We start from the raw sequence: 15421 nt of genomic DNA, 5'->3' as shown, positions 1-15421 counted from the left end.
AACAGCAGAAATTTACTACACATCAGCTCTAAAAAACAAGAAGGTGATATCATGAAACAAAAATCAATTTTATTCCCTTGTCTGCTGCTTGCCGCTTCTGTATATGCATGGCTAGAAAGCGGCCAAGCCGAACTGTTTTCAGGGCAGGATCAATGGCCTGTTCTCCTCATGCTGTTAGGCGCAGCCTTTGTATATCAAGGAAAAAAAGAAGCCGTCACACCCCATTTTTTTATTGGTTTGCTTCTCTTCGGGATCGGTTTACACTTTTTTGCCAAGCCGAAGTGGGCATGGTGGCCGGATGATTTTGAAATGCTCCTCTTTATGATCGGCTTCTCACTTCTCGTTTCAACCGTTCAAAAAAAAGAATATGTATATGAAGCTGTGTCGATGATTTGTTTTTCCCTGTTTTTGTACTTTTTCAAACAAATTATGGCATGGCTTGAGTCTGCGCATATTCCAACAGCGCTTCTGAAGGAGTATTGGCCGTTTGTCTTTATTGGAATCAGTTTATTGTTATTATTGATAAAACGAAAAAAATCTATACGATAAATAAAACCGGTAGAGGATCCTCTACCGGTTTATCATTTTTTTGATCGCTCCCCAAGCTTCGTCTTTTCCCTTTTTCGTTTCTGAGGAAAAGAGAATCAGCTCGTCTTCCGGATCAATATTTAATGTTTGTCGGACAACCTTCGCGTGTTTGTCCCATTTGCCTTTCGGGATCTTATCCGCCTTTGTAGCGATAACAATAACAGGAATGCCGTAATACTTTAAGAATTCATACATCTGTACATCATCATTAGATGGCGCATGCCGCAAATCAACGATCTGCACCACAGCTTTTAATTCCTCGCGTGTCGTGATATAGGTTTCAATCATTCTGCCCCATGCTTCACGCTCAGACTTTGACACTTTGGCAAAACCGTAGCCCGGCACATCCACAAAATGCAACTCATCATTGATAATGTAGAAATTAAGCGTTTGTGTTTTTCCCGGCTTTGATGACGTTCTCGCAAGATTTTTGCGATTGATTAATGAATTGATAAAAGACGATTTTCCTACGTTCGATCTTCCGGCCAATGCGATTTCCGGAAGCCCCCCTTCAGGGTACTGTTCCGGTTTTACTGCACTGATCACGATTTCTGACTTTGTGACTTTCATTTCTTCTCTCCTACTAAGGCATGTTCCAAAACCTCGTCTAAGTGGGACGCCAATATAAATGTCAGCCCCTCCCTGACGCTTTCCGGAATATCCTCTATATCTTTTTCATTATCTTTAGGCGCAATAATGGTTGTTAATCCCGCTCTGTGTGCGCCAAGCGCTTTTTCCTTTAAGCCGCCGATCGGCAGCACGCGCCCGCGAAGCGTGATTTCCCCAGTCATGCCGACTTCACGCGAAACCGCCCGTCCCGTTAAAGCAGAAACAAGCGCTGTTGCCATCGTAATACCGGCTGACGGACCATCTTTTGGCACCGCACCCTCTGGTACATGTATATGAATATCATACTTCTCATGAAAGTCAGGTTCAATGCCAAGTTCTTCTGTTTTGGATCGCACATAGCTGAATGCAGCCTGAGCTGACTCTCTCATAACATCTCCGAGCTTTCCTGTCAGGATTAATTTCCCTTTCCCCGGAGAAAGCGATACTTCAATCGACAGCGTATCTCCGCCAACGGTTGTATAAGCAAGCCCTGTCACTACACCAACCTGATCCTCTGTTTCAGCTTGTCCATATCTGAAAATGCGTTTTCCGATAAAGTCTTGAAGGTTCTTCTCAGTAACCGTAATCCGTTTTCGCTCTTCAGCAACAATGGCTTTTGCAGCTTTACGGCAAATCGCGGCAAGCTGGCGTTCAAGGCTTCTCACACCAGCTTCTCTCGTATAGTAGCGGATAATATCAAGAATCGCCTGATCACGCAGCTGCAGGTTGCTTTTCTTCAGCCCGTGTTCTTTGATTTGCTTTGGAAGCAAGTGATCCTTTACGATTTCAAGTTTTTCTATTTCTGTGTAGCCTGCGATATTAATAATTTCCATTCTGTCTCTGAGCGGGCCCGGGATTGTGGCCAAATTGTTCGCCGTTGCGATAAACAGCACTTTGGATAAATCAAAGGTTTCTTCAATATAGTGATCACTGAAGCTGCTGTTTTGCTCTGGATCAAGCACTTCAAGCATAGCGGATGATGGGTCTCCTCTAAAATCAGATGACATTTTGTCAATTTCGTCTAATAAGAAGACCGGATTCAGCTTGCCCGCTTTTTTCATCCCTTGAATAATACGTCCAGGCATTGCTCCGACATAGGTCCGTCTGTGTCCGCGTATCTCTGATTCGTCCCGTACTCCTCCGAGTGAGATTCTGACGAATTTGCGTCCCAAGCTTTTTGCAATTGATTTGGCTAAAGACGTTTTTCCGACACCTGGAGGTCCTGCCAAACAGAGAATCGGGCCTTTCAAGGATTTGGTCAGCTTCTGGACAGCCAAATATTCTAAAATACGTTCTTTTACTTTTTCAAGCCCGTGGTGCTCTTCGTCCAAGAGACGTCCTGCTTCTTTCAAATCAAGCTTATCATCTGTTTCATCCGTCCACGGAAGAGCAACCAGCCAGTCGATATAGTTCCGGATCACGGAGCTTTCCGCAGAACTTGACGGAATTTTTTCATATCTGTTCAATTCTTTAAGCGCTGTTTCCTTCACATGATCAGGCATGCCTGCTTCTTCGATTTTTTCCGTCAGCGTCTGAACTTCGCCAGTTTTGCCTTCTTTATCGCCAAGCTCTTTTTGGATCGCCTTCATTTGTTCACGCAAGTAGTATTCCTTCTGCGTACGCTCCATCGAACGTTTGACGCGCTGGCCGATTTTTTTCTCAATCTCCAGCACCTCTTTTTCATTATTAATAAAATCAATGACCTTGTTTAGCCTGTCTTTGACATCAGCCGTTTCTAAAATATCCTGCTTATCCTTTAGTTTAAGGGGCAGATGAGAAGCAACGATGTCTGCCATTCTCCCCGGCTCTTCGATATCAGTAACCGCGGCGTACGTTTCGGCCGAGATTTTTTTAGAAATTTTTATGTACTGATCAAAGTGGTCTAGCAAAGTCCGCATCAATGCTTCGTCTTCTGTATCTTTTGAATCATCTTCATGAATAAGTTGAATGTCGACCGACGTGTAATCCTCGTGTTCATTGTATTTGACGATATGGGCGCGCTTGAGGCCCTCCACCAACACACGAATCGTACCGTTCGGAAGCTTCAGCATTTGCTTAATTTTTGTATAGGTGCCGACAGTGAAAATCTCGTCTTCACCAGGTTCGTCTATCGAAATATCCTGCTGAGTGGCTAAAAATATCATATGATCATGCATCATTGCCTGTTCAAGAGCCTGAACCGACTTGTCACGTCCTACATCTAAATGCAAAACCATCGTCGGGTACACTAATAAACCTCTTAAAGGGAGGAGCGGGATGCTGCGTTTTAATTCTTCTGCCATGTGACTGACACCTCCGTGACTTTAGTATGAACCATTATAATACAACTTTTTCATCCTTGTACAATAAACGGCATGGTTCCATTTTCTATAAAACAGTCTCCTCGTAGTATACCCTTTCTTTCTGATATGAAAAAGGAAAAGATGTCCTTCATGAAAAAAACCCTATTATCAAAATAGGGTTTAAACAGATTCTTTATTGATTTCAATATGAAACGGTTTTTGTTCCGTTGGCGGATTCACTAAAATTTCATCAAGCACTTCTTGGAACGTCTTCACTGCAATAATCTCGATCCCGCCAATCTGCTTTAAGATGGCCTGCTGATTTTCATATGGGATAATCACCTTTTTCGCACCGGACTGCTTGGCCGCTTTTATTTTCGGAATGACGCCTCCGATGGGTTTCACAAGACCGTTCAGGCTGATTTCGCCCGTCATCGCAACGGTATTGTCAATAGGAATTTTGTGTATCGCCGAGAAAATCCCCGCCGCCATCGCAATGCCTGCTGACGGCCCATCAATCGGAATCCCTCCTGGGAAATTGATGTGAATATCATAATCAGAAGGCTTCATTCCCATTGTCCGGAGCACGGTTAATACATTTTCAACCGAACCCTTCGCCATGCTTTTTCGCCTGATCGATTTTGATTGGCTGCCGATGCTTTCTTCTTCAGCTATTCCTGTGATGTTAATTGATCCTTTATCTTGAGCCGCGGTTACACTTACTTCGATTTCCAGAAGCGATCCGCTGTTAGGCCCATAGACTGCAAGCCCATTTACAATGCCAACCTGTGGTTCAACACCGATTTTTTGCTCGTGCTTTGGAGTAAGCTGACTGGAGTGAATGACCCATTCAATATCCTCAATCGTAATGTCCTTCCGATTCTCCGTTACAGCCATCCCCGCTGCGATTTGAATCATATTGACGGCTTCCCGCCCGTTCCGCGTGTAGCTGGTCAAAAGATCCAGTCCTTCTTCGGAGATATTTTTTTCAATTTTATCCGCTGCTGTTTTAGCAACCGTTTTCAGCTCATCCTTTTCAAGCTCGCGGAAAAAAACCTCCAAACAGCGGGACCGGATAGCTGGCGGAATTTCGTTTGGCATTCTCGTGGTCGCGCCAATCAAGCGAAAATCAGCCGGCAGCCCATTTTGAAAAATATCATGAATATGATTCGGAATTTGTGTATTTTCCTCACTGTAATACGCACTGTCTAAAAAGACTTTTCTGTCCTCAAGCACCTTCAGCATTTTATTCATTTGAATAGGATGCAGCTCCCCTATTTCATCAATAAACAGCACACCGCCATGGGCATGGGTGACAGCTCCCTGCTTCGGCTGCGGAATCCCAGCCTGTCCCATCGCTCCGGCCCCTTGATATATCGGGTCATGGACAGAGCCGATGAGCGGATCGGCAATTCCTCTTTCATCAAAACGGGCTGTTGTCGCATCGAGTTCCACAAAGACAGCCTGCTCTTTAAACGGTGATTGTTTATGTTTTTTTGCTTCTTCCAACACAAGCCGCGCAGCAGCCGTTTTCCCAACTCCCGGTGGCCCATAGACAATCACATGCTGAGGATTTGGCCCGCATAAAGCCGCCTTTAATGCTTTTATGCCGTCTTCCTGTCCGACGATATCTTGAAAGCTTTTGGGGCGGACCTTCTCAGATAATGGCTCGGACAAGCTGATAGCGCGCATTTTCCGAAGCTGCTCCATTTCCTTCTTTGATTCTTTATCTATCGTGACCTTTTGTGTCCTTTGATTTTTAAGCAAATTCCAAAAATACAAACCGATGATGATCCCAAAAAACAGCTGAATAAATAACGCAATCCCTGTCCAACTCATGGTGGTCCCTCCTGAAAAACAATTTATGTATCCAATTCATTCCTCTGATTGCTAGTATCTCCCATAGGAGGCGGGAATAAACGTTTTTCCGGAAGAGTTTGCATGCAAAAAAAACCTCCTGAGTGTTACCACTCAGGAGGTTTGTGCTTATCTTTATGCAGATGTTTTATCTTGGCTTACCTCAGTGCCGTCTTTTAATAAGAGGCGAGGAGGCTCTCCGTGTGTCACAGTTGCCCCGGTAATTACACATTTTTCAATGTCATCACGAGAAGGCAGCTCAAACATCACATCAAGCATGATGCCTTCAATGATAGAACGGAGTCCGCGTGCTCCAGTCTTGCGTTCAATTGCTTTTTTAGCAATTTCAGAAAGCGCTTCTTCTTCAAACTCAAGCTCAACGTTATCAAGCTCAAGCATTTTCTTGAATTGCTTAACAAGAGCGTTTTTCGGTTTTGTTAAGATCGCAACCAATGCTTCTTCGTCAAGCTTTTCAAGGCTTGCAATAACCGGAAGACGTCCGATAAATTCAGGAATTAACCCGAAACGGAGCAAATCTTCAGGAAGCACTTTTGAAAGAAGATCTTCTTTCTCAAGATCAGCAGCTTTATTGTCGGCACCGAATCCAATCACTTTTTGGCCTAAACGGCGTTTGATGATTTGTTCGATACCATCGAAAGCTCCGCCGCAAATGAACAAAATATTTGTTGTGTCAATTTGAATGAATTCTTGATGAGGATGCTTACGTCCCCCTTGAGGCGGCACGCTTGCCACTGTACCCTCAAGAATTTTAAGCAATGCCTGCTGTACACCCTCACCTGACACATCACGTGTGATAGACGGGTTTTCAGATTTTCTAGCCACTTTATCGATTTCATCAATATAGATAATGCCTTTTTCGGCTTTTTCCACATCATAATCAGCAGCTTGGATGAGCTTCAAGAGAATATTCTCTACATCTTCACCCACGTATCCAGCTTCAGTCAAAGATGTAGCGTCTGCAATTGCAAACGGCACATTTAAAATGCGAGCCAATGTTTGCGCCAGAAGGGTTTTACCGCTTCCCGTAGGGCCGATTAATGAAATATTACTTTTTGAGAGCTCAACATCATCAACTTTGCTGTTAGAGTTAATGCGCTTATAGTGGTTATACACAGCAACAGCAAGTGATTTCTTCGCTTGATCTTGGCCGATGACATATTCATTCAAAATTTCGCGAATTTCCTGAGGCTTTGGTACGTCTTTAAATTCTACTTCTTCTTCTGTTCCGAGTTCTTCCTCTACAATTTCAGTGCAGAGTTCGATACATTCGTCACATATATATACACCAGGTCCAGCTACAAGCTTACGAACCTGATCTTGTGTTTTTCCACAGAACGAGCATTTTAATTGTCCTTTTTCCTCGTTAAATTTAAACATTCTTTCACCCCTTAATCTTGTCTCACTTTTTCTTTTACCGGCAGAGCAAAAGAAAATGATTCTTGAAACGAACGAGTATGTATTGCATTTTACCATACTTTCCAAAAAGACGGTAACAATGTGTTTCTGACTTGCACATTCTATATGTATGACAAAAAACAGCCCTGCATTAACTATATTGCCCCAAGAAAAAGAGATAACTCATAATTGTACAAAACAAGGCACGAATGATTCGCGCCCTGTTTTATTAGTACTATTATTATGCACCATATTAACGGTTTTCTACAAGAAAATCAATTGCTTTGCGAACTTTTAAATCTTCTTTCATCGCGTCAGTAGAACCGATGGCTTGTTTAATATTTTCAACAGGCATGTTGTATGCTTCAGCCATTTTAGTAAGCTCAGCATCAACTTCCTCATCTGATACTTCAAGGTTTTCCGCTTTCGCAATCGCCTCAAGAGTCAGGTTAGATTTTACGCGTTTTTCAGCATCTTCTTTCATTTGCTCTTTAAGCGCAGCTTCATCTTGGCCTGAGAATTGAGTGTAAAGCTCAAGGTTCATGCCTTGCATTTGCAGACGCTGTTCGAATTCTTTCAGCATGCGGTCAAGCTCAGTGTCGACCATTGCTTGCGGAACATCGATTTCAGCATTTTCAGAAGCTTTCAGAACAAGCTCTTCACGCAATTTAGCGTCAGCTTCGTTTTCTTTTGCTTCTTCTAAACGTTTCTTTGTTTTTTCAGTTAATTCAGCAAGTGTTTCCACTTCTTCATCGATATCTTTTGCGAATTCATCGTCAAGCTCAGGAAGCTCTTTCGCTTTGATTTCGTGAATTTTCACTTTAAACACAGCTGGTTTGCCTGCAAGATCTTCAGCGTGGTACTCCTCAGGGAATGTCACTTCAACATCCTTCTCAGCACCTGCTTCAAGGCCAACTAATTGATCTTCGAAGCCAGGGATGAATGAGCCAGAACCTACTTCTAGAGAGTAGTTTTCAGCTTTTCCGCCTTCGAAAGCTTCGCCGTCAACGAATCCTTCGAAATCAAGAACAACTGTGTTTCCTTCTTCAACAGCGCCTTCTTCTTTTACAACAAGCTCAGCTTGACGCTCTTGAAGGGCTTTTAGTTCGTTTTGAACATCTTCGTCAGTTACAGTTGTGTCGTCTTTTTCAATGCCCAGGCCTTTGTATTCGCCAAGCTTCACTTCAGGTTTTACTGTTACTTTCGCAGTGAAGATTAAGCTTTCGCCTTTTTCGATTTTTTCAACATCAATTTCAGGACGGTCTACAGGCTCGATTCCAGCTTCTTCAACCGCTTTAGGGTATTCTACAGGAAGAAGAATATCCAAAGCATCTTGGTAAAGAGCTTCTACGCCAAAGCGCTGTTCGAATAATCCGCGAGGAATTTTACCTTTACGGAATCCAGGAATTGAAACTTGTTTTACTACTTTTTTAAATGCATCATCAAGTGCTGTTTTAAACGTTTCAGCATCAACTTCAACCGTTAAAACGCCTTCGTTGCCTTCTTGTTTTTCCCATTTTACAGACATGTGTTTCCCTCCAAAAATCTATTCAGGTTGTGTCGGTCTTCCATTCTAAAGCAATCATTCGGCTTCGTCCAACAAAAACAAAGCTGCCAAAGATCAGAATCATTATGTATAGATGTTAATAATGAACTGCAAAGCCTGTCCAACCGTATTTCTTATAACCCGTTATACACAAATACAACCACTATATTATAACATAACACATAGCGCTTTCAACTATATGGCGCGATTTACAAATAAGAAATTTCTTCAATATCTTTTAACATTGTGCAAGCTTCATCGAGTTCTCTGTCTGTAAATTCATACATCATATGAAGTTCTTCGCTTTCAATTTCAATCCCGTGCATCTCGTAACCGACTTTATGAAGGGCAGCCGCCCAAAGGTCAGCCGACAGCAATTTCGGCTGGAACGGATATAAAACGTACAAATGTCTTCTCCACAATTCTTCTACTGCCGCGTATAAGGTTGGATTTTCATTTCCAAGTGTCTCATCCAGCACCCTGAGAACACGGTGCAGAATCGGCGCGGCATCAGGCGGAACAATCTCAGACGGTTCAATTGTCAACGACTCGCCAAATTTACTAATGTGTACAGGTTTACTGTACTCATGCTCAGCTAACAGCATGACAATCATCGTTTTGATAATCGGATGGGCTGAGGGGTCTTGGAGGATTGTTTTGAGCAATCCTGTATACTTTGCTACGTTACGGTCTTTTAAGGAATGAATGAGATTCATTTGCTCCTCAGGGCTTGCCAGCACTTTCTCGGTGTCAATTGTATCCTCATATTCTTCGGCCCAAGCCTCGTCCTCACGATCCGGATCGGTCATTTTCCGGCTGAAATCCAGAAGCTTATAAAATTGCTCGGCGCTTTCTGCCGGCAGCTGATTTTCTTCCAAAACGGCTTCAATGGTGCTTTTGACTTCCTCGTATTTTTTGAGCTGAATTAAGATGGTCATGTACACCTGCAAAACCGTAAAATAATGGCCATAACCTTCTTTGAGCATCTTCTCGCACACGCTTTTTGCCTCTTCCAGCTCGCCCAGCTCTAAAAAGCAGATGGCCATCCCTAAGTGAAGATCGGCTTCAGTATCATCATATTTCATCGCTTCTGAAAACAGTTCGAGCGCTTCTTGATACTTTTTTTCCTTTAGTGATGACATCCCTTTTTCCACAAGGCGGTCTTTCAGATGAGGAAAAGGAATAATTTTTGCGTTTTTCTTGTCATGCGTCATACCTATATTCCTTTCAGGCATTTATTTTGTTCAAGTGTATCAACACCTGTGAACAAAAACAAGAAATGAAAGGTTTCACCAGGCAAAAAAAGCCGCCGGACAAATACCGGCCGCTTTTTCAGGCTTGAAGCCAAGAGCTTCTTTGTGATTCAAATTGCTTGATTTCATCTTCCAGCAGCAGCGTTAATGAAATTTCATCATATCCGTTGATCAGCATCTCTTTCCAATGTGAATCAACTTCAAATGAAATTTGATTGCCTTCACTGTCATGAATCAGCTGCTTTTCAAGGTCAACAGTCATTTGCAATGACTTGTTTTCATACTGGCCGACAAGCTGTTTCCAATTGTCATATGGCATGCGGATCGGAAGCATGCCGTTTTTAAAGCAGTTCTGATGGAAAATATCAGCAAATGACGGTGCAATAATAATTTTAAACCCATAATCATCAAGTGCCCACGGAGCGTGTTCACGCGATGACCCGCAGCCGAAGTTTTCTCCTGCTATTAAAATGGAAGCTCCTTGATAAACAGGCTGGTTTAATTCAAATTCAGGGTTCGGTTCACCATTCGCATCATATCTCCAGTCAAAGAATGCAAAACGCCCGTAGCCTGTTCTTTCAATCCTCTTCAAAAATTGCTTAGGAATAATCTGGTCTGTATCCACATTGATCCGATTTAATACGGCTGCTTTCCCCGTATGTGATTTCAAAGGTTCCATCTCGCGCACTCCTTACACAACTGTTTTTTCCTGATAAAACTTTCTGACATCAACGAAGTGTCCGTGAATGGCAGCCATCGCAGCCATTGCCGGGCTGACGAGATGTGTTCTTGCACCTTTTCCTTGTCTGCCCTCGAAGTTGCGGTTAGAGGTTGATGCACAGCGCTCTCCCTCAGGAACAACATCATTATTCATACTCAAACACATGCTGCAGCCTGACTCTCTCCATTCAAATCCAGCTTCCAAGAAAATCTGGTCAAGCCCTTCTTTTTCAGCCTGAAGCTTCACGCTTTGGGATCCGGGCACGACGATGGCCCTTACGCTGTCAGCTACCTTCTTCCCCTTGATCATGTCAGCAGCCTGGCGAAGGTCAGTCATGCGGGAATTCGTGCAGGAACCGATAAATACGTGCTCCACTTTAATGTCTTCAATTTTCTGATGAGGAGTCAGTCCCATATATTCATAAGCGCGAATCGCTTCTTTTTTATCATCTTCTGCAGAAAAGCTTTCCGGCGCAGGAACTTCAGAATCGACAGGAAGAACCATTCCCGGGTTAATGCCCCATGTCACCATAGGGGAAATTTTGTTGCCGTCAAGGACGATAGATTTATCGTAAACAGCGCCCGGGTCTGTGCGCAGCGCCTTCCATTCCTCTACGGCCTTGTCAAATTCTTCGCCTTTTGGCGTGTACTTGCGATTTTTGCAATATTCAAACGTCACCTCGTCAGGTGCAATCAAACCTGCTCTTGCTCCTGCTTCAATTGACATGTTACAAACAGTCATTCGTTCATCCATCGTCATATTTCTGAATACTTCCCCAGTGTATTCAATGACGTAGCCTGTGCCGAATTTCACACCGTATTTGCCGATGACAGCAAGGATGACATCCTTTGCCGTTACCCCTTTTTGAAGCGTTCCATCTACGCGCACTTCAAGTGTTTTTGGACGCTGCTGCCAAAGTGTCTGTGTGGAAAGGACATGTTCGACTTCACTCGTCCCGATTCCAAATGCAAGAGCGCCGAAAGCGCCATGTGTTGATGTATGACTGTCACCGCACACAATCGTTTTCCCTGGAAGCGTTAAGCCCAGTTCAGGGCCGACGACATGGACAATCCCTTGATCCACGCTGTGAAGATCGGCAAGGCGCACGCCAAATTCCTCACAGTTTCTTTCAAGCGCCGTTACCTGGCGTTTCGCAACTTCATCCTTTATCTCAAAACGATTGACAGTCGGGATGTTGTGGTCCATTGTCGCAAATGTGTTTTGGGGTCTTCTGACCTTTCTTCCCTTTTGTCTCAAGCCTTCAAATGCCTGAGGAGATGTCACCTCATGAATGAGGTGCAAATCAATATAGAGAAGATCCGGCTTTCCCTCACCATGTTTTACAATATGCTGATCCCAAATCTTTTCGATGATTGTTCGAGGCATCATCTTTTATTTCCTCCCTCTACCTAGAGCTAAGACCGCTTAACGTAAGCTGTCACACATTAGACATTGTATTTTCACTCATGATTGCTGCCTTAACTTCCTCTGTAATGGCCTGAGTGCTGCTGAACTCTTCACCCCGTGCCAAGTCTCTTGTTCTTTTTCCGGAAGCCAAGACTTTGTTTACCGCATCTTCTACAGCTTTCGCTTCCTCTTCAAGCCCGAAAGATGTTCTCAAAAGCATTGCCGCTGACAATATGGCTGCGAACGGATTTGCCATCCCTTTACCGGCAATATCAGGCGCGGAGCCATGAACAGGTTCAAACAGATGAAGGCCAGAGCTTGATAGGCTGGCTGACGGGAGCATTCCGAGCGAGCCTGTAAGCATGGACGCTTCATCGCTTAAAATATCACCGAACATATTTTCAGTCACCACGACATCAAATTGATTCGGTGCATAAATTAGCTGCATGGCCGCGTTATCCACAAGCATGTGCTCAAGCTTCACATCAGGAAACTCTTGTGCAACGTCCTCAGCCACTTCACGCCACAGCCGGCTTGATTCAAGAACATTCGCTTTATCTACAGAGGTCACTTTGCCTTTTCTGGCTGCCGCCATTTTGAAGCCCTCTCTGATCACTCGTTCAATTTCCGTTCTCTTATAAAACAGTGTATCTACTGCTTCCTGCTCACCTTCAGTGTTTACATAACGTTTGCTCGGCTGGCCGAAATACAAGCCGCCTGTGAGCTCACGAACGATAACGAAATCAACATTATCTATATATTCTTTTTTCAAAGGTGAAGCGTCAGAAAGGCTTTCAAATACCTTCACAGGCCGCAAATTCGCAAACAAATCAAGCTGTTTTCTGATGCTGAGCAGCCCTTTTTCCGGTCTCAGTTCCGAAGGATTTTGATCCCATTTCGGTCCGCCGACAGCACCAAGCAATATCGCGTCTGCATTTTTACAAGCAGCAACGGTTTCCTCCGGGAGGGGGTTATGATGTTCATCAATAGCCGCCCCTCCAATCAGGTCATATTCAAATTCAAATTCATGGTTAAAGCGTTCGGCAACACTTTTCAGTACGTCTGTCGCTGATTCTAATACTTCAGGGCCGATCCCGTCTCCGGGCAATAGAGCAATACGTTTCTTCAAGTTAACCGTTCTCCTTTCTTTTATGATCCGACAGCTGTGTGGTTTTTCAATCCGCTCATATTCGACTGGAAAACCAATTGACGGTTTACTGCGTTCAAATAGGCTTTCGCTGATGCTTCTAATACGTCTTGCGCTATGCCCCGCCCTGCTGATTCTTTTCCGTTCACCAAAACTCTTACATACACCTGGGCAAATGCATCTTCGCCTTTTCTATTAGACTGAATGCGGTAGTCTAAGAGCTCCACATCCTTATCGATGCAGCGCTCAAGCGTATTGTAGATTGCTTCCACGCTTCCAGCTCCAGTTGCAGCTTCCTGAATAAGCTGTGCGTTTTCTTGATTTTTCAAAGATAGAGTAGCCGTAGGGACCTGACTTGTTCCGTAATGTACTTGCAGAGAAAGAAATTCATACCCAATCTTGCGATCTGTTACTTTTTCTTCTAAAATAAGAGAAACAAGATCCTCATCAGTGATTTCTTTTTTCTTCTCAGTCAACTCTTTGAACATCGTAAAGAATTTATTAATCTCTTCACTGTCAAATTGGAATCCTAAAGCAGTCAGCCGGTCTTTAAATGCGTGGCGTCCGGAATGTTTACCTAGGACAAGCGCATCTGCGGTTACACCGACAAGCTCCGGTGAAATAATTTCATAAGTCGATTTTTCCTTTAAAAAGCCGTCCTGATGGATGCCTGATTCATGAGCAAATGCATTATCTCCAACAACCGCTTTGTTGCGCGGGACAGCCATGCCTGTCAGTTTGCTTACTAAATCACTTGTTCTCTTAATCTCGTTCAGTGTAATGCCTGTTTCGACTTGGTAGAAATCTTTTCTGGTATGGAGGGCTACGGCAATTTCCTCTAATGCCGCGTTTCCGGCTCTTTCACCGATCCCGTTCACAGCACATTCGATTTGATCAGCGCCATTTTCAATCGCAGCAAGAGAGTTTGCGACTGCCATTCCTAAATCATCATGACAGTGGGCTGAAAGCTTTGCTTTGTGAATGTTCGGAACGTTTTCCTTCATATATCTAAAGATATTTCCGTATTCCGCCGGAGCCAGGTAGCCGACAGTGTCCGGAAGATTGATAACACTGGCGCCTGCGTCAATCACTTTTTCGACGACTTCTGCTAGAAACGGCAGTTCAGTGCGGCAGGCATCTTCAGCTGACCATTGCACAATCGGAAAACGTTCTTTTGCGTATCTCACCATTTCAACCGCTCTTTCAATGACTTGCTCACGTGTCATTTTCAGCTTGTGCTTCAAATGAATGTCCGATGTGGCGATAAATACATGAATTCTTGGTTGAGCGCCATCCTTTAACGCTTCCCAAGCAGCATCAATATCACCTTTTACACAACGGGCCAGACCAGTTACTGAACAATTTTTAATGGTTCTTGCGATTTCCTGAACAGCTAAAAAGTCACCTCGGGACGAAGCGGGAAATCCCGCTTCAATGATATCTGCCCCGAGTCTTTCGAGCTGCTTAGCTATGGCAAGTTTCTCCTGTGTATTCAAGTTCACTCCAGGGGACTGTTCACCATCACGAAGCGTCGTATCGAAAAAATTAATTTTGCGCAACGGAGACCACCGCTTCCTTCTTCTTGCCTTGTTTCACAAACGGCATCATTTCACGAAGCTTTCTTCCCACTACTTCGATTTGATGTTCGTTCTCGCTTGCATTGATAGCGTTGAAACGAGGACGGTTTACTTGGTTTTCGACGATCCACTCTTTTGCGAATGTACCGTTTTGGATATCTTTTAATACTTCTTTCATAGATTCTTTTACTTTAGCGTCCACAACGCGAGGGCCTGATACGAAATCTCCCCACTGTGCTGTGTCAGAGATTGAATATCTCATTCCTGCAAGTCCTTCTTCGTACATAAGGTCTACGATTAATTTCAGCTCATGAAGGCACTCGAAGTATGCAAGTTCAGGCTGATAACCTGCTTCAGTTAATGTTTCAAATCCGGCTTTGACAAGCGCGCTTAATCCGCCGCAAAGAACTGCTTGCTCACCGAACAAATCTGTTTCTGTTTCTTCTTTAAATGTCGTTTCTAATACGCCAGCTCTTGCGCCGCCGATTCCTTTAGCATAAGCGAGGGCTTTGTCTCTTGCTTCTCCAGTCACATCTTGATAGATTGCGAACAATGCAGGTACGCCAGCTCCTTGCTCATATGTTCTTCTTACCAAGTGTCCCGGGCCTTTAGGGGCCACTAAGAATACATCTACATCCGCTGGAGGAACAATTTGATGGAAATGCACGTTAAATCCATGAGCGAATACTAATGATTTTCCTGTTGTCAATTCATCTTTGATTTCAGCTTCGTAGACTTTTTGCTGCTGCTCATCCGGAAGCAGAACCATGATGATTTCGGCTTGGGCTGCCGCTTCTTTTACTGAAAATACTTTATGTCCGTCTTCTTGGGCTTGAGTGAAAGATTTTCCTTGTCTAACACCGACGATCACGTCTACTCCGCTTTCTTTAAGGTTCAGGGCATGTGCGTGGCCTTGCGAACCGTACCCGATAACCGCTACTGTTTTTCCAGCCAATACGTTCTCTTTGATATCACTGTTATAATATACTTTTACCATTTTAATCTCTCCCTTGTTATG

General features: G+C 43.8%; 12 protein-coding genes. 1 reads left to right on the top strand and 11 read right to left on the bottom strand.

Annotated features, from left to right (window positions below; translation table 11 throughout):
* Window positions 1–51 precede the first annotated feature (51 nt).
* On the top strand, window positions 52–549 hold the full coding sequence (locus tag SB658_RS01395) for a hypothetical protein (protein WP_144500657.1): 498 nt from the start codon (window positions 52–54) through the stop codon (window positions 547–549).
* Between the two features lie 21 nt (window positions 550–570).
* On the opposite strand, the gene yihA is transcribed toward SB658_RS01395, so the two are convergent.
* The 11 genes from yihA to ilvC form a co-directional block, all read right to left on the bottom strand.
* Window positions 571–1158 (bottom strand): ribosome biogenesis GTP-binding protein YihA/YsxC, encoded by a 588-nt coding sequence (gene yihA, locus SB658_RS01390; protein ID WP_003229621.1) that lies wholly within the window; start codon window positions 1156–1158, stop codon window positions 571–573.
* Window positions 1155–3479, bottom strand: a complete 2325-nt coding sequence (gene lon, locus SB658_RS01385) for an endopeptidase La (RefSeq protein WP_003229618.1) — start codon at window positions 3477–3479, stop codon at window positions 1155–1157. Before lon ends, yihA begins: the two co-directional genes overlap by 4 nt.
* Window positions 3480–3659: 180 nt before the next feature.
* Window positions 3660–5318, bottom strand: a complete 1659-nt coding sequence (gene lonB / locus SB658_RS01380) for an ATP-dependent protease LonB (protein ID WP_144500656.1) — start codon at window positions 5316–5318, stop codon at window positions 3660–3662.
* 153 nt (window positions 5319–5471) lie between these two features.
* Window positions 5472–6734: an ATP-dependent protease ATP-binding subunit ClpX gene (clpX, locus tag SB658_RS01375; protein WP_003229613.1), complete on the bottom strand. Its 1263-nt coding sequence runs from the start codon at window positions 6732–6734 to the stop codon at window positions 5472–5474.
* A gap of 271 nt (window positions 6735–7005) precedes the next feature.
* Window positions 7006–8280, bottom strand: coding sequence for a trigger factor (gene tig / locus SB658_RS01370; RefSeq protein ID WP_003229611.1), 1275 nt, complete (start codon window positions 8278–8280; stop codon window positions 7006–7008).
* A gap of 227 nt (window positions 8281–8507) precedes the next feature.
* Window positions 8508–9512, bottom strand: a complete 1005-nt coding sequence (gene ddcA / locus SB658_RS01365) for a DNA damage checkpoint antagonist DdcA (protein ID WP_029726367.1) — start codon at window positions 9510–9512, stop codon at window positions 8508–8510.
* Between the two features lie 118 nt (window positions 9513–9630).
* Window positions 9631–10230, bottom strand: a complete 600-nt coding sequence (gene leuD / locus SB658_RS01360; RefSeq protein ID WP_029726368.1) for a 3-isopropylmalate dehydratase small subunit — start codon at window positions 10228–10230, stop codon at window positions 9631–9633.
* Window positions 10231–10242: 12 nt separating this feature from the next.
* On the bottom strand, window positions 10243–11661 hold the full coding sequence (gene leuC / locus SB658_RS01355; protein WP_003229604.1) for a 3-isopropylmalate dehydratase large subunit: 1419 nt from the start codon (window positions 11659–11661) through the stop codon (window positions 10243–10245).
* A gap of 49 nt (window positions 11662–11710) precedes the next feature.
* Window positions 11711–12808: a 3-isopropylmalate dehydrogenase gene (gene leuB / locus SB658_RS01350; RefSeq protein WP_144500655.1), complete on the bottom strand. Its 1098-nt coding sequence runs from the start codon at window positions 12806–12808 to the stop codon at window positions 11711–11713.
* A 20-nt stretch (window positions 12809–12828) separates the two neighbouring features.
* On the bottom strand, window positions 12829–14385 hold the full coding sequence (locus tag SB658_RS01345) for a 2-isopropylmalate synthase (protein ID WP_410601040.1): 1557 nt from the start codon (window positions 14383–14385) through the stop codon (window positions 12829–12831).
* The gene (gene ilvC / locus SB658_RS01340) at window positions 14372–15400 is read right to left on the bottom strand and encodes a ketol-acid reductoisomerase (protein ID WP_144500653.1); all 1029 of its coding nucleotides are present in this window, start codon (window positions 15398–15400) and stop codon (window positions 14372–14374) included. Before ilvC ends, SB658_RS01345 begins: the two co-directional genes overlap by 14 nt.
* Window positions 15401–15421 lie beyond the last annotated feature (21 nt).

This window comes from Bacillus sp. SIMBA_008 (genome assembly GCF_046535495.1).
Taxonomy (GTDB): domain Bacteria; phylum Bacillota; class Bacilli; order Bacillales; family Bacillaceae; genus Bacillus; species Bacillus subtilis.
Note: the sequence above shows the minus strand (reverse complement) of the source record. Positions and strands in the feature narration are given on the sequence as shown.

Coding starts and splice junctions, on each gene's coding strand:
- lon (WP_003229618.1), bottom strand. CDS start 3,479: ATGGCAGAAGAATTAAAACGCAGCATCCCGCTCCTCCCTTTAAGAGGT.
- ilvC (WP_144500653.1), bottom strand. CDS start 15,400: ATGGTAAAAGTATATTATAACAGTGATATCAAAGAGAACGTATTGGCT.
- tig (WP_003229611.1), bottom strand. CDS start 8,280: ATGTCTGTAAAATGGGAAAAACAAGAAGGCAACGAAGGCGTTTTAACG.
- yihA (WP_003229621.1), bottom strand. CDS start 1,158: ATGAAAGTCACAAAGTCAGAAATCGTGATCAGTGCAGTAAAACCGGAA.
- leuD (WP_029726368.1), bottom strand. CDS start 10,230: ATGGAACCTTTGAAATCACATACGGGGAAAGCAGCCGTATTAAATCGG.
- lonB (WP_144500656.1), bottom strand. CDS start 5,318: ATGAGTTGGACAGGGATTGCGTTATTTATTCAGCTGTTTTTTGGGATC.
- clpX (WP_003229613.1), bottom strand. CDS start 6,734: ATGTTTAAATTTAACGAGGAAAAAGGACAATTAAAATGCTCGTTCTGT.
- SB658_RS01395 (WP_144500657.1), top strand. CDS start 52: ATGAAACAAAAATCAATTTTATTCCCTTGTCTGCTGCTTGCCGCTTCT.
- leuC (WP_003229604.1), bottom strand. CDS start 11,661: ATGATGCCTCGAACAATCATCGAAAAGATTTGGGATCAGCATATTGTA.
- ddcA (WP_029726367.1), bottom strand. CDS start 9,512: ATGACGCATGACAAGAAAAACGCAAAAATTATTCCTTTTCCTCATCTG.